Source organism: Acidisoma silvae, assembly GCF_020618775.1.
Lineage (GTDB): Bacteria > Pseudomonadota > Alphaproteobacteria > Acetobacterales > Acetobacteraceae > Acidisoma > Acidisoma silvae.
Window position 1 is genome coordinate 62204 of sequence record NZ_JAESVB010000006.1, and the last position, 21197, is coordinate 83400.

General features: G+C 62.9%; 18 protein-coding genes. 13 read left to right on the plus strand and 5 right to left on the minus strand.

All coding sequences use genetic code 11. The features are described from left to right. Nucleotides 1-19: 19 nt before the first annotated feature. Nucleotides 20-1657, plus strand: a complete 1638-nt coding sequence (gene groL / locus ASILVAE211_RS14535; RefSeq protein WP_227322058.1) for a chaperonin GroEL — start codon at nucleotides 20-22, stop codon at nucleotides 1655-1657. Between the two features lie 42 nt (nucleotides 1658-1699). On the opposite strand, the gene ASILVAE211_RS14540 is transcribed toward groL, so the two are convergent. The 3 genes from ASILVAE211_RS14540 to ASILVAE211_RS14550 form a co-directional block, all read right to left on the minus strand. Next, entirely contained in the window at nucleotides 1700-1897 is a 198-nt protein-coding gene (locus ASILVAE211_RS14540) for a hypothetical protein (protein WP_227322059.1), read from the minus strand. 141 nt (nucleotides 1898-2038) lie between these two features. Further along, on the minus strand, nucleotides 2039-2230 hold the full coding sequence (locus tag ASILVAE211_RS14545; protein ID WP_227322060.1) for a hypothetical protein: 192 nt from the start codon (nucleotides 2228-2230) through the stop codon (nucleotides 2039-2041). A 197-nt stretch (nucleotides 2231-2427) separates the two neighbouring features. Then, complete coding sequence (locus tag ASILVAE211_RS14550) at nucleotides 2428-2637, minus strand: cold-shock protein (protein WP_227322061.1); 210 nt, start codon at nucleotides 2635-2637, stop codon at nucleotides 2428-2430. 311 nt (nucleotides 2638-2948) lie between these two features. Here ASILVAE211_RS14550 and ASILVAE211_RS14555 point away from each other — a divergent pair, with 311 nt between their 5' ends. The 7 genes from ASILVAE211_RS14555 to ASILVAE211_RS14585 all read left to right on the plus strand — a co-directional run bounded on the left by ASILVAE211_RS14555 (nucleotide 2949) and on the right by ASILVAE211_RS14585 (nucleotide 12315). After that, a complete protein-coding gene (locus tag ASILVAE211_RS14555) occupies nucleotides 2949-3257 on the plus strand; it encodes a DUF1488 family protein (RefSeq protein WP_227322062.1) in 309 nt (102 codons plus the stop codon). 104 nt (nucleotides 3258-3361) lie between these two features. Next, nucleotides 3362-4798, plus strand: a complete 1437-nt coding sequence (locus tag ASILVAE211_RS14560) for a glutamine synthetase family protein (RefSeq protein WP_227322063.1) — start codon at nucleotides 3362-3364, stop codon at nucleotides 4796-4798. A gap of 2 nt (nucleotides 4799-4800) precedes the next feature. Further along, the gene (locus ASILVAE211_RS14565; protein WP_227322064.1) at nucleotides 4801-5739 is read left to right on the plus strand and encodes a nitrilase-related carbon-nitrogen hydrolase; all 939 of its coding nucleotides are present in this window, start codon (nucleotides 4801-4803) and stop codon (nucleotides 5737-5739) included. Beyond that, a complete protein-coding gene (locus tag ASILVAE211_RS14570) occupies nucleotides 5732-6328 on the plus strand; it encodes a helix-turn-helix domain-containing protein (RefSeq protein ID WP_227322065.1) in 597 nt (198 codons plus the stop codon). Before ASILVAE211_RS14565 ends, ASILVAE211_RS14570 begins: the two co-directional genes overlap by 8 nt. Nucleotides 6329-6480: 152 nt before the next feature. Next, nucleotides 6481-9819 (plus strand): DEAD/DEAH box helicase, encoded by a 3339-nt coding sequence (locus tag ASILVAE211_RS14575; RefSeq protein ID WP_227322066.1) that lies wholly within the window; start codon nucleotides 6481-6483, stop codon nucleotides 9817-9819. Nucleotides 9820-9841: 22 nt separating this feature from the next. Beyond that, nucleotides 9842-10366, plus strand: a complete 525-nt coding sequence (locus ASILVAE211_RS14580) for a GNAT family N-acetyltransferase (protein WP_227322067.1) — start codon at nucleotides 9842-9844, stop codon at nucleotides 10364-10366. 182 nt (nucleotides 10367-10548) lie between these two features. Continuing rightward, nucleotides 10549-12315, plus strand: a complete 1767-nt coding sequence (locus ASILVAE211_RS14585) for an ATP-binding response regulator (protein ID WP_227322068.1) — start codon at nucleotides 10549-10551, stop codon at nucleotides 12313-12315. An 11-nt stretch (nucleotides 12316-12326) separates the two neighbouring features. On the opposite strand, the gene ASILVAE211_RS14590 is transcribed toward ASILVAE211_RS14585, so the two are convergent. Next, nucleotides 12327-12965, minus strand: coding sequence for a response regulator transcription factor (locus ASILVAE211_RS14590; protein ID WP_227322069.1), 639 nt, complete (start codon nucleotides 12963-12965; stop codon nucleotides 12327-12329). A 264-nt stretch (nucleotides 12966-13229) separates the two neighbouring features. Here ASILVAE211_RS14590 and ASILVAE211_RS14595 point away from each other — a divergent pair, with 264 nt between their 5' ends. Continuing rightward, a complete protein-coding gene (locus ASILVAE211_RS14595; protein WP_227322070.1) occupies nucleotides 13230-13856 on the plus strand; it encodes a hypothetical protein in 627 nt (208 codons plus the stop codon). 83 nt (nucleotides 13857-13939) lie between these two features. Beyond that, on the plus strand, nucleotides 13940-14461 hold the full coding sequence (locus ASILVAE211_RS14600; protein WP_227322071.1) for a hypothetical protein: 522 nt from the start codon (nucleotides 13940-13942) through the stop codon (nucleotides 14459-14461). A 107-nt stretch (nucleotides 14462-14568) separates the two neighbouring features. Here ASILVAE211_RS14600 and ASILVAE211_RS14605 read toward each other — a convergent pair whose 3' ends face one another. Further along, nucleotides 14569-14901 carry a hypothetical protein gene (locus ASILVAE211_RS14605; RefSeq protein ID WP_227322072.1) on the minus strand — a complete coding sequence of 111 codons (333 nt, stop codon included), beginning with the start codon at nucleotides 14899-14901 and terminating at the stop codon, nucleotides 14569-14571. Between the two features lie 23 nt (nucleotides 14902-14924). Between ASILVAE211_RS14605 and ASILVAE211_RS14610 the strand changes: the two genes are divergently transcribed. From ASILVAE211_RS14610 to ASILVAE211_RS14620, 3 genes are all read left to right on the plus strand, one after another. Beyond that, nucleotides 14925-15941: an ArsR/SmtB family transcription factor gene (locus ASILVAE211_RS14610; protein WP_227322073.1), complete on the plus strand. Its 1017-nt coding sequence runs from the start codon at nucleotides 14925-14927 to the stop codon at nucleotides 15939-15941. Beyond that, the gene (metH, locus tag ASILVAE211_RS14615) at nucleotides 15938-19432 is read left to right on the plus strand and encodes a methionine synthase (protein WP_227322074.1); all 3495 of its coding nucleotides are present in this window, start codon (nucleotides 15938-15940) and stop codon (nucleotides 19430-19432) included. The genes ASILVAE211_RS14610 and metH overlap by 4 nt, the downstream gene beginning before the upstream one ends. A gap of 387 nt (nucleotides 19433-19819) precedes the next feature. Next, nucleotides 19820-21148: a carbohydrate porin gene (locus tag ASILVAE211_RS14620; RefSeq protein WP_227322075.1), complete on the plus strand. Its 1329-nt coding sequence runs from the start codon at nucleotides 19820-19822 to the stop codon at nucleotides 21146-21148. The last annotated feature ends 49 nt before the right edge of the window (nucleotides 21149-21197 follow it).

Here is a 21197-nt window from a genome sequence, read left to right on the forward strand (position 1 = left end):
TAAGAGTAGGAAAACAGACATGGCAGCTAAAGACGTTCGCTTCGGCGAAGACGCGCGTAGCCTGATGCTGCGCGGCGTCGATATCCTGGCCGATGCCGTGAAGGTGACGCTGGGCCCCAAGGGCCGCAACGTCATCCTCGACAAAAGCTATGGTGCGCCGCGCATCACCAAAGACGGCGTATCAGTCGCCAAGGAAATCGAGCTCGCCGAAAAGTTCGAAAACATGGGCGCGCAGCTTCTTCGGGAAGTTGCCAGCAAGACCAACGATCTGGCGGGCGACGGCACGACATCGGCCATCGTTCTGGCCCAGGCTATCCTCCGCGAAGGCGGCCGCGCCGTCGCCGCCGGCATGGCGCCGATGGATCTGAAGCGTGGCGTCGACAAGGCCGTGACCGCTCTGGTCGCGGAACTGGCTTTGCGCACCAAGAAGATCACCACCGAGGCCGAAACCGCCCAGGTCGGCACCATCTCCGCCAATGGCGAGGCCGAGATCGGACGCATGATTGCGGAAGCTATGCAGAAGGTCGGCAACGAGGGTGTCATCACCGTCGAAGAAGCCAAGGGCATGGACACGGAACTGGACGTGGTCGAGGGCATGCAGTTCGACCGTGGCTATCTCAGCCCCTATTTCATTACTAATCCAGAAAAAATGACCGCCGATCTGGATAATCCCTATATCCTGATCCATGAAAAGAAGCTGTCGGGCCTACAGGTTCTGCTGCCTCTGCTGGAAGCCGTGGCACAGTCGACCCGGCCTTTGGTTATCGTCGCCGAGGATATCGAGGGCGAAGCGCTGGCCACCCTGGTCGTGAACAAGCTGCGGGGCGGATTGAAGGTGGCGGCCGTCAAGGCGCCGGGCTTCGGCGACCGCCGCAAGGCCATGCTGGAAGACATCGCCATCCTGACCGGCGGGCAGGTGATCAGCGAAGATCTCGGCATCAAGCTCGAATCCGTCACGCTAGCCATGCTCGGCCAGGCCAAGCGTGTGCTGATCGCGAAAGAGACCACGACCGTCATCGAAGGCGCGGGCGACCCGGAAGCGATCAAGGGCCGCTGCGGCCAGATTCGCGGCCAGGTGGAGGAGACAACCTCCGACTACGACCGCGAGAAGCTACAGGAACGGTTGGCCAAGCTTGCCGGCGGCGTCGCTGTCATCCGCGTCGGCGGTTCGACGGAAATCGAGGTGAAGGAGCGCAAGGATCGTGTGGACGATGCCCTGCACGCCACCCGCGCCGCGGTTGCGGAAGGCGTGGTGCCAGGCGGCGGCGTGGCCCTGGCCCGTGCCAGCCAGATTCTGATCGGCCTGAAGGGCGAAAATGCCGACCAGAGCTTCGGCATCGCCATGGTGCGCAAGGCCGTGCAGATGCCCTTGCGGCAGATTGCCGAGAATGCCGGCAATGACGGTGCCGTGGTCGCCGGCCACGTGCTTGAAAGCAACGATTATAACTTCGGGTATGACGCCCAGACCGGCACTTTCACCGATCTGATCCAGGCCGGTATCATCGACCCTACCAAAGTGGTGCGGGTGTCCCTGCAAAATGCGGCGTCCGTCGCGGGGCTGATGATCACGACCGAAGCCATGATCGCTGACCGGCCCGAGAAGCGTGCCAAGTCGCTTCCGCAGGGCGCCGGCGGCATGGGCGACATGGATTTCTAACGCCTAAACCCGCCGGGTGCATGCGCCTGGCGGGGCTTTCGGTCAGCGGCTGGTCGCTGCCAGCTGCTGGACGGTAAGCAGGTTCAGGTGCCTGTCGACCGCATCGCGCACCGATGTCTCATCACCGCTTTCCAGCGCCGCCATCAGGATTGCCATATCCTTGTTGAGCAGGGTCTTTGCCTTGAACGGCGAGGGTTCGCCCGGTTTAAAGCCATTGTCCCAGAGATAGTCGAGGATCATGCGCGCCCTGTCATACAGGCGAGCGGCGCCATGCCAGGACGGCAGTCTGGGCTTAAAACTGTCTCGAGATATTCCGATCATCCGGTGACCTTATGCGGCGCAATGTGCGACAGTGCTGTCTGTCCGCGCGATATGGCGCGATTATCGCGCAGGCGCCAGTGCGTGGTCGTCCATGACGCGCTCATGCATATCGAGCGCGGCTTTGACCCGATACTGAAAGCCCTGCTGCGACAGCGGCATGAGGCGGATGATCGTATAAACGCCAGGACGGCGATGCTTATCGGCCTCGCCACCGATAACGACAACGCGATCTCCTTCGGCAAACCGGCGCACGAACATATCTTGTCCCCATGGTTTTACGGAAAGCGCAGCGTTCAGGATTGTCCCAAGGCCAGTCGTCGCAGACAGACAATTCAAAACAAAAAGGCCGGTCAAAAACAAAAAAGGCCGGGAAAACCCGGCCTTCTTCTAAGCGTCTCAAAGATCAGTGCCAGTACATCCGTGGTCACCGACCCAAAACGCTGTCTCGATCAAGCAGCCTTCAGATTCTCGGCAGCAAGCTTGCCGTTGCGGTCGTTCTTGATGGCATCGAAGCTGAGCTTCTGGCCTTCATTGATCGACGACATGCCAGCGCGCTCGACGGCGGAGATATGCACGAACACATCCGGCGCGCCATTGTCCGGCTGAATGAAGCCGAAACCCTTAGTGATATTAAAGAACTTAACTGTTCCGATGGTCATGACGATTTTCCTTTCAATCGTTCAAAATTTTGACCCGTGCGACAAGACATGACGGGCCGTCCATGATCGATTTTGAAAGAGGAAGTCGTCAGCGGCGCTGTGAAGCGCGATACGAGATTCTTCATTAAGACCAACGACGCGCTTTATACGCGGATATTTTTGAAAGAGCAAGAAATATTTAGCTTCTGCAAATGACACATAACAATACGCAGTCATTTCAGGAACCTGATATGATATAGGTGGTGACATTGCGATAGTCATCACCACATGACTTGGCTGAACTTATTTGGGCGTTTTAGAAAGATGCAACGGTGACCGAGCGTCAGGCGCTATCCTGTTCAAACACGCAGTTTAACGGGCATACCATTACCTTCATGATCGCGGTGGACCAGCAGCAGGTTCGTTGCGCGATCTCCCTATCCGCTTTCGATGCCATCGCCGGAGACCGGCGGCGGCAGCGCGCGCAGCTGCTATCGTCCTTCCAGGCGCATGACGCGCGCATTTCGCGCATCGCCCGCACGATCTTCCTGCGCCGCCCCGAGAATATCGACGGGGTGACGCGGATTTGGGAGAATGATGTGGATGACGACCTGGACGGCAACCCCGCCTCCCCCCTTTAGGCCGCATCCGCTCCGGAACCAGAAATCGGCCCAAGGCGAGAAATTTTTCTTGAACGAAAAATTTTCCTGTCTACGCTGCTTTTATCGGATTCAGGAGCGGCAGCATGGCGGGATTCATCGAGCGTCACGGATTATGGTCGGCGGAGCAAGCAGCGCAGGCGGCTGAACTTGCGGCCCGCATCAAAACCGATGGCATTCGCAATATTCGCGTCGGCTGGGGCGATCAGCACGGCATCGTGCGCGGCAAGACGTTGACGGCCGGAGAATTCCTGTCGGCCCTGTCCTCGGGCAAGGATTTCCAGCTCGTCACCGCCATTTTCGACACGACCAACCACCCCATCGTGCCACCCTTCGGCGCCGAAAATCACCTCAATATTCCGGAAATGATCGGCCTGCCGGATGGCGTGCTGGTGCCGGACCCGGCGACCTTCCATGTCCTGCCCTGGGTACCCAATACGGGCTGGATTTTGGCGGACGCCTATTTCCGCAATGGCAAACCTTGCCCGCTCTCCACCCGCCAGATTCTGCGCGACCAGCTGGGCAAGCTGGCGAATGACGGGTTCGGCATGACGGTCGGCCTGGAATTCGAATTCTATGTCTACAAGCTGCTGGACCCGAAGATGGCGCCGGCCGATAGCGGCTATCCGCCCAGCCCGCCCGAGGTCGAGAATATCGCCCACGGCTATCAGTATCTGACCGAGACGCGGGGCGACGAGGTGGAACCCCTTTACGCCATGCTGCAAGAAAATTTGGAGGCGCTGGGCCTGCCGCTGGCATCCCTCGAAGACGAATGGGGGCCGGGCCAGTGCGAACTGACCTTCTCGCCTTTGCCGGCCCTGGAAGCCGCCGACCGCGCGCTGCTGTTCCGCACGGCGGTGAAGCAGCTCTGCCGCCGCCATGGCTATCACGCCAGCTTCATGGCCGTGCCGAAAATCGCCAATAGCTTCCCAAGCGGCTGGCATATGCATCAGTCGCTGACGAAAAACGGCGCCAATCTGTTTGCGGCGCGCGAGGGGGATGCGTCACCGCTCTCCGCCACCGGCATGGCCTATCTGGGCGGCCTGCTGGACCATGCGCCGGCGACGGCGTTGCTGACGACTCCCACCATCAATGGCTATAAACGCCAGCGGCCGGACGGTTTCGCGCCCTATAAGGCGGCCTGGGCGCAGGAAAATCGCGGGGCCATGCTGCGCGTCATCGGCGACAATGGTGACAGCGCATCGCGTATCGAAAACCGCATCGGCGACCCGGCGGCCAATCCCTATCTGTATATCGCCTCCCAGATCATCGCCGGCCGCGCCGGGATCGCAGCCAATAGCGACCCCGGCGCGCCTGTCGCCGCCGCCTATCTGTCCGACCGCGCCGTGCTGCCCGGCAGCCTGGGCGACGCGCTGACCGCCTTCGCCGGCAGCGAGATTCTCAAATCGGAACTCGGTGAGAGCTTCCACCACTATTTCCACAGCCTGAAGCAATTCGAATGGAACCGCTTCCTGAGCGCCGTCACGGATTGGGAACATCAGGAATATTTCGAGATGTTCTGACCATGGACAAGCTGCATCTGGGTATCGCCCAGCTTCGCCCGGCCTGGGGCAACAAGGCCCGCACGGTCGAGATCATCACGGCGGCAATCGCCGAGGCCGCGGCGCGCGATATCGGCCTGCTGGCCTTTTCGGAGACTTTTCTGAGCGGCTATCCCTTCTGGGTCTGCCGCACCAATGGCGCCGCCTTCGATGACGCGCGGCAGGGCCGCGCCTATGCGCAGTTCGTTGATTCGGCTGTTGAAATCAGCGGGCCGGAACTGGCGTTGGTCGCGGAAGCCGCGCAGGACCACGGCGTCTCGGTCTATCTCGGCATCAATGAGCGCGGCGCACGCGCCGGGCGCGGCACCGTCTGGTGCACGCTCGTCACCATCGATGCCGAGCGCGGCATCGTCGGCGCCCATCGCAAGCTGATGCCGACGCATGACGAGCGGCTGGTCTGGGGCATCGGCGATGCCGAAGGCCTGCGCTGCCACGCTTTCGGCGGTTTTCGCGTCGGCGGGCTGAACTGCTGGGAAAACTGGATGACCCATGCGCGGTCGGCGCTCTACGCGGATGGCGAGGACGTGCATATCTCCGTCTGGCCGGGGAATGAAGCGGTGACGAAGGGCCTGCCGATCTTCGCCGCCCAGGAAGGCCGCATATGGTGCGCCAGCGTCTGCGGCCTGCTGTCGCTGTCCGACGTGCCTGAGGATTTCGAGTTCTATACGGACCTCAAAGCCGAGGGACTGGACGTCATCTTTGCCGGCGGGTCCGGCATCTATGACCCGAATCAGGCCTGCGTCGCGCGGCTGGACCCCGGTGTGGAAGGCATCGCGTCCACGCTGATAGACCGCGCCAGCCTTTATGCGGCGCGCCAGGGTTTCGACCAAAGCGGCCATTACGCGCGGCCGGATATTTTCGATCTGTCGATCCAGCGGCGCCGGGACGGCTCCCATGGATGAGGCCGCCTATATCACCGCCTTCTGCGAAAAGCTGAAATCTATCCGCCGCGACAAGGATTTGACGCTGGAAGACCTGGCGCGGGCCAGCGGCGTCTCCATCTCGACGATTTCCAAGATCGAGAACCAGCAGCAGAAGCCGGGTTTCGAGACGGTTTTGAAGATCGCCCGCGCCCTGCATGTGAATTTCGTCCATATGCTGGACCCGCCGGAACCGGCACCGGTGAAGACCGCGCGCCGCGTGGTGACGCGCGCGGCCGATGCGCCGGTCTATAACAGCGCGCATTACGGCTACGCCGCCCATGCGACGGAACTCGCCAATAAGACGATGGTGCCGCTGCTCATGCATATCCGTAACCGGGAGCTGCCGCCGCTCGCGGACTGGAGCGTGCATGACGGCGAGGAATACGCCTATGTGATCGAAGGCGAAGTGGCGCTGCATATGGAGCATTACGCGCCGGTGCAGCTGCATAAGGGCGATAGCTGCTATTTCGACAGTACCATGCGCCATGCCTATGTGGCGGTGGACGGCGAAGCCGTGGTGCTGTCGATCTGCCTGTCGATCGTGCCGTTCAAAAGCGAGGTGCCCTAGCCGCGCCTAAAACGCCGGTCAAAATTGCGCTTCGTCACTTGGCGTTGCCCTGGGGGCAGTGACCCCTTAGTTTGATTCGGATGAATCCTCGCGCAATTTTACTGACCCTGCCGGTGAGCGGCATGACCGACCTTGACCGGGAGACGGCCTGATTGCCCCCCGACATGCCTGCCGAGGGTTCCACCCGCGCCGCGCCGACCGTAACGCCCTACTCCACCGAAGATCTCGCCCGGGTCTTTGATCCCGCCGTGCTGCGGCGCGGCCGGTCGCTGATTCTTCTGGAAGCCGTCACCGTCTCGCTCAAGGACGCCTCCATCGCGGTGGTCGCGGAGCATCTCGGCACACGCTATACCGGCAGCATCACGCCCTCGCCGCACGGCAGCCGGGTCGGCTTTCTAAACCGCTGCAGCTGCGGCCAGTCATCGTGCAGCCATCTCGCGGCCGGCGCCCTGGCGGCGCTCGACCGTTTTCCGTCTGTGCGCCGCGCCGAGCAGAGCAGCCTTTTGGAAGCGCTGTCGGCCCCCGCCAAGGCCGGGCCGATCAAAGCCGGATCGGCGTTGCCGACCCCGGCCAGCCCCGCCGTTTCGGCGGCCGGTGAGCGCCAGAAACTCGTTTTCGAGCTTTATCCCGGCGAATTGCCCCATGCCTGTTTCGTCGCGACCCTGCTGGTCGGCGAACGCACGGGCGCGGTGACGCCGACCACGCCGGCCCGCATCCTGGCCGATCGGACCAATGCCGAAAGCAGCCGCATCATGGCCAGAACGCTCGGCTCGGGCACGAACAGCCGGGTTGCCGTTGCACCCGAAGGCGTCGCCGCCGTGCTCGGCCTTTTGCCGCGCCTGGGCAAGGCCCGCTGGCATGCCAATCAGCGCCCGCTTGTCCTGGGCGAGGAGCGCGCTTTTCAGGCGAATGTGCCGCCGAACCTGCCCCCCGATTCCGCCGTCATCCTGGGCGATACCGGCCCCTGGTATGTCGACGCCGCGACCGGCGCGGTCGGGCGCGTCCGGCTGCGCCAGGCGGCCACACCGCAAACGCAGACGGGCACATCGTCCCGCGTCTTCCGCCCCGCCAGCCGTCCCAATAACCTGACCTTTCAGCGGCCAGAGCCGCCGGCGCCGCGCTTCACCGGCAAAAAGGCTGCCCCCACGCGGTCCCGCCATGACCGTGAGGCCGACCGGCGGCCGGACCCGATCATCGCGGCCGCCGCCGGCCCCATCATTCTCGATCAGCCCCCGGTGCCTGTCATCCGCCTGCGCAAGGTCGAGTCCCTGGGGGATTTCGGCCGCGTCCAGCAGGTCGACGCCATGACCGTCGATTTCGACTATGCCGGCACGCTGACACCCGGCGATGACGAACGCCAGTTCCTGCCCATGGCGAAATCGGTCGGCGGCGGCGCGCCGAGCTTCGTACGCCGCGACCGTGCCGCCGAGACGGCCGCGCTGGAAGCCTTGCGGCAGGACGGCCTCAGCCAGATGCGCATCGCCGAGGGCGCGACCGCCAAGGGCCGCATGGTCTTCGTCTATCATGGGCGTGACGCCTCCGAACGCTGGCAGGCCTTCGTCACCGAACGCGTGCCGGCGCTGGAACGCTTAGGCTGGCGCAACCTCATCGACCGCGACTTCGGGCCGCGCCTTGTCGAAACGGTGGGCGACTACGACGTCCGTATCGAAGACGCGGATAGCGGCGAATTCTCGCTCGACTTCGGCATCGAAATCGACGGCAAGCGCATTCCGCTGCTGCCCATTCTGTCCCGCCTGCTGGAGCGCGGCGGCATGGACTCCGCCAAGATCACCGATGGCGAGCTGATCACCAGCCTGGATGACGGCCGCATTCTGAAGCTGCCGGCCGAGCGCATCCGCCGCCTGCTGTCGGTGATGGAAGACCTGATCGAGGCGGCCCGCCGCAGCGGGGAAAGCCGCCTGCTGCTGGGCAAGGGCGAAGCCGCCGGCGTGCTGGACCTGGAAGACCTGCTCACCACCCGGTGGGAGAATGCCAACGCCATCGAGGCTTATACCCAGAATTTCCGGGGCGGCGCGGATGCCCCGCCCGTTACCATCCCCGCGAGTTTCAAGGCGACGCTGCGCGCCTATCAGCAGCAGGGCGTCGACTGGTTGCAGCATCTGCGCGGCTTAGGCCTTGGCGGCTTCCTGGCCGATGACATGGGCCTGGGCAAAACCGCCCAGACCATCGCCCATATCGTCATCGAGGAGACGGAGGGCCGGCTGGACCGTCCCGCGCTGATCGTGGTGCCGACAAGCCTGGTCGCCAACTGGGCCGCCGAGCTTGGCAAATTCGCGCCGCATCTGCGCGTCGCCGTGCTGCACGGCCTGGACCGCCACGAGCGCCGGTCCGACCTTGACGGCATTCATGTCGTCATCACGACCTATACCGTTCTCGCCCGCGATGTGGAGGAGATGAAGCAATTGTCCTGGCATCTTGTGGTGCTGGACGAAGCGCAGGTCATCAAAAGCCCGGACGCGAAGGCGACGCGCGCGGTATGCCAGCTGGAAACGCGGCATCGCCTGTGCCTGTCCGGCACGCCGATCGAAAACAACCTGCAAGAATTGTGGTCGGAATTTGCCTTCCTCAATCCCGGCCTGCTGGGCGACCGCAAAGGCTTCACCAAGCGTTTCCGCACGCCGATCGAAAAGAACAACGACGCCCTGCGCCGTGGCCAGCTCATGCGCCGCATCAAGCCCTTCCTGCTGCGCCGCACGAAGGCGGAGGTCGCGACCGATCTGCCGCCCAAGCACACCATTCTGCGCCGGATCGACCTGGCACCGGATCAGCGCGAATTGTACGAGACCATCCGTGCCACGCTGCATGACGAGGTGCGCGAGAAGATGGCCGACCTGACGGCGGCCCAGGGTCGCATCGTGGTGCTGGATGCCCTGCTGAAGCTGCGCCAGGTCTGCTGCGACCCGCGCCTGGTCAAGCTGCCTTCCGCGCGCAGCGTCGAATCCTCCAGCAAGCTCGATGAGCTTCTGGACATGATCACCGAGATGCTTCCCGAAGGCCGCCGCATTCTGCTGTTCTCTCAGTTCACGACGATGCTCGACCTGATCAAGCCGCGTCTGGCCGAGGCCGGGGTGAAGTTTGTGGAACTGCGCGGCGATACGCGCGATCGCGCCGAGCCTGTGCGGGCCTTCGAGGCCGGCGAAGTGTCGCTGTTCCTGATCAGCCTCAAGGCCGGCGGCCGTGGCCTGAACCTGACCTCCGCCGATACCGTCATCCATTACGACCCCTGGTGGAATCCGGCGGCAGAAGATCAGGCATCCGACCGCGCCTATCGCATCGGCCAGACCAAGCCCGTTTTTGTCTATAAGATGATCGCGGCCGATACGGTGGAAGATCGCATCGTGGAATTGCAGCGACGCAAGGCCGATCTCGCGAATATCGCCCTGAGCGAGGATGGCGACTTCACCAGTTCCGAGATCGATGACGTGGAATTCCTGTTCGGCCATGGGCCGGAGGAAAAGCTCGCCGCGTGAACGGACAAGGACAAGGATTCAGATGACCTTACCTGTGGATTCCTTGGAGATTCGCAACGCGGTGGCGGCTGACGCCGCCGAATTGACGGCGCTGCTCAATGCGGTGATCGCCAAAGGCGGCACGACCGCGCTGCAAGACCCTTACACGGCCGAAGCGCTGGACCATGCCTATATCACCGGACCTGACGTCCATTGCTGCTTCGTTGCGGTGGACCGCGCAAGCGGGCGCATCGAAGGCTTCCAGACGCTGGGGCGCAATCCCGCACTTCCCGATGATATTGGCGATATCGGCACTTTCGCGCGGCTGGGCGGCACGCAGCGCGGCGTCGGCCGGGCGCTGTTCAATGCGACCCGGCAGCGGGCGACCGAACTAGGCCTTGCCGCCATCAATGCCATGATCCGCGCCGACAATACCGGCGGCCTCGCCTTCTACGGCAAGCAGGGCTTCATCGACCATGACGTGATCGCTGGCGTGCCGCTGAAGGATGGCACCAAGGTCGATCGGATCGTCAAACGCCACAGTCTGCTCCCCCCCGAGATCGGCTGACGAAGAGTTCCCTGGCAGTTTCAGTTAACGCCGCAGAAACCTGCCGACGGTCGCACCGGCCGGAACGCTTCCGTTCAAGAGGGCTTGACCCGAGACCTGACCAAGAGAAGTAAGACTGTTGCCGCCTTCGACCATGGCGCATCGATGCGCTATGTCGGCAGAGGCCAATTGTAAGCGAGCCTATGAACGGCACGGCGCTCAGTCGGATACGCGTCTTTCGCCCGCAGCCTGCAAAACTGCAGGATGAGCAGGTATCGGCTTTGTTCCGCTCTGTGGCACCCGGCGTGGTGGCAGCGGCCTGCGCCGCGATCGTGCTCGGCGGCTTGCTGATCGCCATCGGCAGGCTGCATTGGTCGGTCGCAGGTTTATGGGTCGTGGCGGTCTGCGCCTGTGCCGCCGGGCATTTGCAGCTCCGCCGGGACTACCGCGCATCCCCGCCCGTTCTGCGCCAAGCGCCCGGCTGGCCTCGCCGCTTCGCCCTGATCGCCTTCGCCGAAGGACTGTTCTGGGGGTGGATATCCGTCGTCGCGATCGGATCCAATCCGCTCGGCGTTGAAATGCTGGTCCTGGTCGTGACGCTCGCCATTGCAGCCGGGTCAGTGCCGTGCTTCGGGCCGCATCTTCCCTCCTTCCTGGCTCTCTTCTTGCCTGCCACGCTGCCCTTTCTGATCTGGAGCCTGCTGGCCGGTGGCACGATGCATGAAGCGCTCGCGCTTCTCATGCTGATTTATGTCGGCGGCATGGGCAGCATGGGACTGGCCTATAACCGCAACTTCAACGCGCTCGTCCGATTGCGCATGGAGAAAGAGGATCTGGCGGCAGCGCTACAAGTGCAGAAGGACATCGCCGAACGCGCAAGCTACGAAAAATCACAGTTCCTGGCTTCGGCCAGCCATGATCTGCGGCAGCCGGTGCATGCGCTGGGCCTATTCGTCGGTGCTCTGCGTGGCATCCAAATTTCCGATGAAGGGCTCAAACTGATCGATCAGCTCGATCATGCTTTGCTGGGTCTGGATAATCTGTTCCACACCGTGCTCGATATCTCGCGCCTGGACGCAGGCGTGCTTGAAGTGCGCCACGAGGATTTTGCTGTCCAGTCGATCCTGGACCGGGTGACGGCCGACCTCGCGCCTGCCGCGGCCAGCAAGGGAATCGGTTTGCGGCAGCATCCTTGCAGCCTGGGCGTGCGCAGTGATCCCGTGCTGGTCGAGCGCATCCTGCGCAATCTCGTGGAAAACGCCATCCGCTATACCGAAAGCGGCCGTGTCGTGATCGGATGCCGCAGAGCCGGAGCCTGGCTGCATCTGGAGGTCTGGGATACGGGCTGTGGCATTGCCCAAGCCGAACAGGACCGCATTTTTCAGGAATTCTATCAGGTTCGCGACGCTGGGGCGCATATGCGCGGAGGATTGGGGCTGGGTCTCGCGATCGTCCGCCGCCTGGCAAAGGCGCTGGATGCGCCGCTTACCTTGCGCTCTACCCTCGGCCTTGGCTCGGTCTTTCGCCTCAGCCTGCCGCGTGCCGCTTTGTGGGAAGAGACGGCCATCGCTGCGTCGTCATTGCCCTCGGCCGTTCTTCCCCGCGCTTTCATCGTCATCATCGATGATGACGATGTCGTCAGAGGGGCTTTGGGTCGTTTGCTCACCCATTGGGGCCATCAGGTCGTCGCCGCCGCTTCCGGTCAGCTTGCCATTTCCGCCCTTGCCGATTGTCCCGAGCGCCCCGATCTCATCATCACTGATTACCGCATCGACCCGGACGAGAACGGCCTCGATGCCGTGCAACGGTTTAATGCCGAATATAATGCCGAAATCCCTGCCATCATTATGATGGGGGAGATGCAAGCGGCGGAATTGAAGGAAGTCCACGGCAGCGGCTATCTGGTTCTGCACAAACCTGTGCCGGACCGGCAACTGCGCGCCGCCATCGGCAATCTTCTCAGGCCTTAGCTCGACAAATCTCAGAGAAGCTTGGCCTCACGCGCCAGGCTCGCGGCCTGCGTCCGGTTGATGACGCGCAGGGTGCGAAATATCGCCGTGACATGCGTCTTCACGGTCTTGTCGGCCAGACCAAGACTTTCACCGATTTCCTTGTTCTGCATGCCGCGCGCCAGCAGAACCAGAACCTCCTTCTGCCGCAATGTCAGTTCATCGACGGACGCGCTGCCCGCCTTCGCGGGATAGCCCCCACCTGCGCCGGGGGCCCCAAGCAGTACCAAAGGCGGCACATAAATCTCGCCGCTCAAAACCAGCCGCAATGCAGAAACAATGGTTTGAGGGCTGGCAGATTTCGGCACATATCCGAGCGCGCCACAGGCCAAGGCCCGGCGAACGTCGAGTGGGTCTTCCGAGGACGACAGAACGATGACCGGGAGCGCGGGATATTGGCTGCCGAATAGCTTGATGGCGTCGAAACCGCCCAGACCCGGCATCATCAAATCCAGGAAAGCCAGATCGAGATCTTTATGATCGGCCGCGAGCGCCAGCGCTTCCTCGCAGGAGCCAGCGAGAAACACGGAAGCATCCTCCAAGTTCCGCTCAAGAAAGGCACTGAGGCCCTGCCGAACCACGGGATGGTCGTCGATGAGCAACAGCTTCATGGCGCGATCTTTCGCCATTCGGTCGGGCAGCGCAAGACCCGGCAGGGTCCTAGGCGGTCTTAGCTGGCGTCCTGAGACCTTGGTCCGATTTACGGCCCTCAGGCCAAGCGCTAGTTACGCGATCAAGACGGACGGGCAATCCGCCCTGGCTTCCGATCTCAGCTTGAACTTTGCGAACAGGGATTGGCCCGGGCCGCCTGGCTAAAGGCTTGAGCGAATTCGTCAATAGTCTCGAATTATCCTCGATAAATCGGAGTAGATGACATGAGCTTGCCAAGATTGATGACGTTTCAATTCGCGGTGCTTGCCTTGCTCGCCTTGGGAAAGATCAGCCCCGCTCTTGCGGCGCCGCAGGTTGTTCTTTCAGATCCCTTGTCGTCCTGGCCGCTGAACTTCGGCGCACAGGGAGGTTCGCTTCTTTTGAAGAACGGGTTTGTCCATATTGTTCTGGCACCCAATACAGCCAATTGGGCGATATATAACGGGTTCACATTCACGAATATGGATGCAAGCGTCACGGTGGCGTCACAGACCAAGGCCGGCACCCTGGGCGGTCTGATATTCTGGGCGAGCGGCCCAAGCGATTTCTTCGTGTTTTATGCCGCAGATCTGACAGGCACCTTTGCAGTGTATCGCCGTGTCTCCAGCGGCAATCCTGGCTGGCGCAACATTGTGCCTTTTATGAAAAGTCCGGCCATCAAAATGGGCGAGGCCAATACGCTGCGCGTTGTCACCAAGGGCAACTCCGTCTCGCTCTTCATTAACGGACAGGCCGTAGGAACGCTCGGGATCATGGCGCCCGATGGCGGCGGTGCCGTCGGCATCGAAGCGGAAAGCGACGCGAAATTACCGGGCGAGTTTGCATTTTCCAATCTCACGGTCAGCCAATAGCGCTGCCTCGATCATCCATCCTTAATCAACGCAACACGATTGATGGCCGCGCGAAGCGGCCGCGCATGAACAGGAGAATCACGATGTGTCCGATCGCACCGCGCGCCCGGCTGAGCGCCGCATTCCGGGCCGGCGCCTTGTCCGTTTTCTTGCTGACTGGCCTGACGCTGGCCGGCGGCGCCTATGCCGATACCGCACCAAGCGCCCCGCTCAAGGCCCTTGCCGCGAAGGTCACCGAAATGGGCTTCACCCCCACATTTTCACCGAGCGGCGGCCATTTTTATATCGACGGCAACGACAAGCATGAGGACACGATCGATTTTGCCCTATCGAAGGACAATACCTATGTCTGGGTTTATTCCCAGTTGACAACCTATACCGATGCCCAGATGCAGCAATTATCCGCCATCAAATTGCTTCAGGCCAATGACAGCAATCCGGAATATTTCTCCATCAATTCCGACGCCGGCAAGAACTATCTCTACCTTCAGACCGGGTTTCCCGTGGAGGCGGTTTCAGCCCATACATTACGCGATGCCATCGACCGCATCACATCGATGAGTGACGACAACGCACCGGTCTGGGATCCGAAGGGCTGGAAGTAAGACCCGCAGCAGAATGGCCGTAAGACCAATCGTGGCAGGAAAACCAGGCCTTCCCTTGTCTCTGTCGCCTGATGGTCCGGCGATGGAGACAAGGCTTCCCTTTTTGCTCAACCCGCCGTTTCCAGCCGGTAGCAGGCGGCGGCCAGCCCATCCGTCTCCAGCGCATGGCGCAAAGCGGCGTCACCCTCCGGGCCGGCCGGCACGGCGCCGAGGCGCGTGAAGAAGGGCATCTCGCCCACCGCGCGGGCGCGGAACAATTGCCCCAAAGCCTCGGCCACCGGGCTGCGTGCGACGCAGCAGGTGCAGCCCAAGGCATGACCGGCCATGCGGCTGTCCCAGGGGGATTCTTCCGGATTTTCCACAATCCAGGCGACATCGGGGGCTTCGATGTCGGTGGCTTGCGCGATGAAGACAGGTATGCGTGCGTCGATACGGACCATGCGATAGACATAAACATATCTTTATGTATATTCAAGCCATGGAGACCATCCTCAATTCCCTGCGGGCCGCCGCCGAGCCGACGCGCATGCGCATTCTGGCGCTGTGCACGCGCGGCGCCTTTTGCGTCAGCGAATTGGTGACGATCCTCGGCCAGTCCCAGCCCAGCCTGTCGCGCCATCTGCGCCTGCTGGTGGAAGCCGGGTTGCTGCGCCGCCAGCAGGAAGGCGTGTTTTCCTGGTTCGCGCTGGCGGACGCCGCCAGCGCCGAAGGCGCCCTCGCCCGCCTTCTGGTCGGCCGCCTGCCCGAGGATGACGCGGTTCTGGCCGCCGACCGCCGCATGGCGGTGCAGACCCTGTCCGAACGCGCCCGCACAGCCTCCGACAGTTTTCGCGCCCAGGGCGCCGATTGGGATGAGATGACGGCCCTCGGCCTGCCCAAAGCGGAGGTTGAAGCCGCGCTGGCCAGCGTCGCCGGGCAAGGCAGGCTGGGCCGGGTGCTGGATATCGGCACCGGCACCGGCCGCGTGCTGGAACTGCTTGGCCCCCGCGCCGATTTGGGCCTTGGCGTCGATGCCAGCCCGCAGATGATGAAGCTGGCCCGCACCCGTCTAGCCCAGGCGGGCCTCGCCCATTGCAGCCTGCGCCAGGCCGATATGTATCGGCTGCCGCTGCCCGATGGCGGCGACGGCCAGGGCTTTGACCTCACCATATTGCAGATGGTGCTGCATCACGCCGAAGACCCCGAGGCGGTGCTGCGCGAAGCCGCCCGCGTGACGCGCAGGGGCGGCAAGATCATCGTCGTCGAACTCGCCGCCCATATGGCGCATGACGCGGCCGACAAGCTGGCCCATCGCCATCGCGGCTTCGCGGCACAGGCCATGCGCGCCATGCTGCTGGATGCGGGCTTGTCCCTCGCCGGCACGGTCACTATTCCGGGTCCGATCGCGACCGAAATCTGGAGCGGTGCCGTCATCAACCGCCCGATCCCTATGCCTGCGCTGTCTCCGCGCCTGTCTGACCATCAAGAGGCCCATCCATGAGCAATCGCCCGCATCTTCTCGACGCGCTCAGCCGCGAGGTTCTGCTCTGTGACGGCGGCATGGGCAGCCGCGTTCAGGCGCTGACGCTCGACATCGAAAAGGACTTCTGGAACCGGGAGAATTGCACGGAAGTGCTGAACCTCTCCCGCCCCGACATGGTGCGGGAAATCCATCGCGGCTATTTCGAGGCCGGCGCCGATATGGTGGAAACCAATACCTTCGGCGGCAGCCCGATTACGCTCGCCGAATTCGAGCTGGAAGACCGCGCTTTTGAGATCAACAAGATCGCCGCCGAACTGGCGCGCGAGGCCGCCGACAGTTTTTCGGACGGCCGCCATCGCTATGTGGTGGGTTCGGTTGGGCCGGGCACGAAGCTGCCGACGCTGGGCAATGTCGCCTATGACCCGCTGGAAGCCAGCCTTGCCGTGCAGGCGCGCGGCCTCATCGCCGGTGGTGTGGACGCCATTCTGATCGAGACCTGCCAGGACACCTTGCAGATCAAGGCCGCCGTCAATGCCGCCAAAATCGCCCGCGCCGAGGCCGGCGGCGATACGCCGATCTTCGTGCAGGTGACGGTGGAAACCACCGGCACGCTGCTGGTGGGGCCGGATATCGCCGCCGCCGCCACCGTGATCGACGCGCTGGACGTGCCGCTGATGGGCCTGAACTGCGCCACCGGCCCGCAGGAAATGGCCGAGCACATCCGGTGGCTTTCAGCGAACTGGCGCGGCTTCATCTCCGTCCAGCCCAATGCCGGTCTGCCGGAACTCGTCAACGGTCAGACGCATTACCCGCTGGGTGCCGAGGAAATGGCGAGCTGGGTGGAGCGCTATATCGCCGAGGACGGGCTGAACCTGATTGGCGGCTGCTGCGGCACCTCCACACCCCATATTTCCGCCCTCGACGCCATGCTGCGGCGGCGCGCCGGTTCGCTTATTCGTCCGGCCCCCGTGCTGCGGAAACCGGTCTGGATTCCCTCCGTCGCGGGCCTGTACGGCCAGACGTCTCTGCGCCAGGAGAACAGCTATTTCTCCATCGGCGAGCGATGCAATGCCAATGGCTCCAAGAAATGGCGTCAGTTGCAGGAAGCACAGGATTGGGACGGTTGCGTCGCCATGGGCCGCGAGCAGATGGGCGAAGGCTCTAACGCGCTCGACATCTGCACGGCCTTCGTCGGCCGCGACGAAGTTTTTGAGATGAACGAGGTGGTTCGCCGCTTCACCAGCAGCGTGAACGCGCCGCTGGTCATCGACAGCACCGAACGCGTGGTGCTGGAATCCGCGCTGAAGCTGCATGGCGGCAAGCCCATCATCAATTCCATCAATTTCGAGGACGGAGAAAAGCCGGCCGAGGATCGCATGATCCTGGCGAAGAAGTTCGGCACGGCGGTGATCGCTTTGACCATCGACGAAGTCGGCATGGCGAAATCGGCCGAGGACAAGCTGCGCATCGCCCGTCGTCTGGTGGAATTTGCCTGCGACAAGCACGGCCTGCCGCAGTCGGACCTGCTGATCGATCCGCTGACCTTCACCATCGCCACCGGCAATGAGGATGACCGCAAGCTGGGGCTTTGGACGCTGGAAGGCATCAAGGCCATTCGCGACGCATTCCCCGATATCCAGATCATCCTGGGCCTGTCCAATATCAGCTTCGGCCTCAACCCCGCCGCGCGCGCCGTGCTGAACTCGGTCTTTCTGGATCATGCGCTGCGCGCCGGCATGACAGGGGCTATCGTGCATGTCAGCAAAATCCGCCCGCTGCATCTGATTCCGGCCGAGGAAGTGGCGGTCGCCGAAGACCTGATCTTCGACCGCCGCCGCGAGGGCTATGACCCGCTGCAAAAGCTGCTGGAGATTTTCGCCGACCGGAAGCTGGCCGATGTCGGCGCCAAGCAGCGCGCCGAGACGGTGGAGGGCCGGCTGAAGGACCGCATCGTCGACGGCGACCGCAAGGGACTGGACGAGGATCTGGCGGAAGCGATGCTGACGCATCCGCCGATCGATATCATCAACACCATTCTGCTCGACGGCATGAAGGTGGTGGGCGAGCTGTTCGGCGCCGGCAAGATGCAGCTGCCTTTCGTGCTGCAAAGTGCGGAGACCATGAAGGCCGCCGTCGCCTATCTGGAACCGCATATGGAAAAGGTGGAGGGTCAGGAGAAAGGCACCATCGTGCTGGCGACCGTGAAGGGCGACGTGCATGATATCGGCAAGAACCTGGTCGATATCATCCTCACCAATAACGGCTATCGCGTCATCAATCTCGGCATCAAGGTGCCGCTGGCCGATATGGTCGCGGCCGTGCGGGACAACCGGGCGCATGCCATCGGCATGTCCGGCCTGCTGGTGAAATCCACCGTCGTCATGAAGGACAATCTGGAGGAGCTGACGCGCCAGGGTCTGGACGTGCCGATCCTGCTGGGCGGTGCCGCGCTGACGCGCAACTTCGTGGAAGATGACTGCGTCCGCGCCTATGCGAGCGGGCGCGTCGCCTATGCGCGGGATGCCTTCGATGGCCTGTCCCTGATGGAAAAGGTCACCAGCAGCGGCTTCGACGATTACGCCGCCGCCATCCAGACCAAGCGCGCGGGCAAGGCGCGCAATACCAGCCGCACGCTGGGCCAGGCGGATACGAAAGCCTTCCAGCCTGTCGATATCGGGGCCGCGCAGGCGCGCCGCCACCGGCTGACGCAGGATCAGCCCGTCATCACGCCGCCCTTCTTTGGCGCGCGCGTTGTGGAGGCAACGCCCAAGGCCGTGCTGCCCTTCCTGAACGAGCGCAGCCTGTATCAGTTCCAATGGGGCTTCCGGAAACAGGGCCGCACGCTGGAAGACTTCCTGGGCTGGGCCAAGCAGGAATTGCGGCCGATCATGCGGCGGATGCTGACCCTGACCGAGGAACAGGATGTGCTCAAGCCGCAGGCGATCTACGGCTATTGGAAAGCCGCCGGCCAGGGCAATGACCTCATCATCTTCGCCGAGGACGGACAGACCGAGCTTTGCCGTTTCGGCTTGCCGCGCCAGCCGCGCGAGGACGGCGACTGCATCGCCGATTTCTTCCGCGACGTGGACGATGCCGAGCGCGATGTCATCGGGCTTCAGGTCGTGACCGTCGGGCAGAAAGCGTCGGACCTTGCCCGCGAATGGTTTGAGGGCAACCGCTACCAGGATTACCTCTATCTCCACGGCCTGTCGGTGGAGATGGCGGAGGCGATGGCCGAATATACGCATAAGCGTATCCGCGCCGAGCTTGGCTTCGCGGCCGAGGATGAGCGTGAGATGGAAAAGATGCTGGGCCAGGGCTATCGCGGCAGCCGCTATTCCTTCGGCTATCCCGCCTGCCCGAAGCTGGAAGATCAAGCGCCGATCATGAAACTGCTGGGCGCCGAGCGCATCGGCGTCTCGCTCTCCGACGAATGGCAGCTGCACCCCGAGCAATCCACCAGTGCGCTGGTCGTGCTCAACCGTCACGCCAAGTATTTTTCGGTCTGATCCGCCCCGAGCGTTTTAGGATTGGGTGGAATCGCTTTTCACGGTCGTGCGCGGACTTGTTCCGCGCCTCTACCCGGCTGAGCGTCCAGACAACGTTTGGGCGCGCAGTCTGGTAGACCCGCGGCATGAAGCCGCGGGTGACGATAGAGCGCGCGCCGGGTCAGAGATAAGCGCAGGTTATCGAAAGCCCTCTGCCAGCAGTCTTGCTGGCCCGAAAGAATGGGCGCCTTTTCGGGCCTGAATTGTGGGCCCTGCCGGACGGATGACGGGGCTCGCGACGCCACCTTTTCCCGTTTGCTCTGACAATCCCATTCTTCGCGCCTGCGCCTGCCTGACCCCCGTCCGCGTTAAGCGACGCGAGGCCGCTATCTCTGCGAGCCCGCTGTCATGAAATCACTCTCCTGGCTTATTCTCTGCGGCACCGCTGCGGCTGCCTTGCTACGCGCCGCGCCTGCGCTGGCACAAGCCGTAGCCGCCGCACAGCCTGCCTCGGTGTCGCTCGGCTCGGCCTGGGATGATTTTCTGACGCGGCCGACGCTGACCGGCAATTGGGGCGGCTTGCGCACCCGCCTGGTTCACGACGGCGTCACCTTCAACTGGTCCTATGTCGGGGAATTCGCCGGCAATGTCGCGGGCGGCAAGCGGCGCGGCAGCGACTATGCCCAGCAATGGACGGCCGCCACCGTCTTCGATCTGGCCAAGATGTCACCCACGCTGACCGGCAAGGTCACCGTCACCTTCAACGCCCGCGAGGGGCGCGGTAGCTCCCCTGATTTCATTGGCAATAAGCTGGGCGTGCAGGAGGTTTACGGCGCGGGCGAGGATGTGCGCCTGTCGGAACTAAGCTACGAGCGGGATCTTCTGAACCATCTGCTGTCCGTCAAAGGCGGCTATTACGCGATGGGCAATGATTTCGCTGGCACGCCCATTCTGTGCTCCTTCCAGAATACCGGTTTCTGCGCTCATCCCATCTCGTTGCCCAGCAACAGTGGCTGGTCGGATTACCCGACGCCGAAATGGGGCGGCCGCATCCGCGTGAACCTGCCCGGGGGAACCGCTATCGAAACGGGCATCTTCGAGGTCAATCCGACCTATGCCGACTATGGCGAAGGCTTCAAGGTCAGCCTGTCAGGCTCTACCGGCGCTCTGATCCCCGTGCAGATCGACCAGCATTTCAATCTCGGCACGGCGGGGCTGCCGGGCCATGTCATGCTGGGCGGCTATTACGATACGTCCGACGCCACGGACCCCGCGAATGCCAGCGTCACCTATCATGGCCGCTATGGCGGCTATATCGAAGCCGACCAGATGGTCTGGCGTTTTCAGCCCGGCACCGGTCGCGGCCTGATCGCCATTCTGGAAGGCACGAAATCCGACGTCCGCACGGCGACCATGCCGGGCTATGTCATCGCCGCCCTCGTGGCGAAAGGCCCGCTCGCGTCACGCCCGAACGACTTCGTCGGCATCGGCATGGTGCGCGCCTGGGCGAACGGCAATCTGATCGCCAAGAACGAGGTGGCGGCACAGGCAGAGAGCGACGCGGACCCGGACTATGCGCTGGGCGAAGAGGTCGCCGAACTGTCCTACGGGGTGCAGGTAACGCCCTGGCTGCTGCTGCATCCGAACCTGCAATATGTCGTCGACCCCGGCGCCTTTACCTTCAAGCACACGCCCAATGCCTGGGTGCTGGGTATGCAGACCAAGATTACCTTCTGAAAGCGGGAGGCGGCTTTCCCCTCACATCACTGGTTCTCGGGCGCGGGAG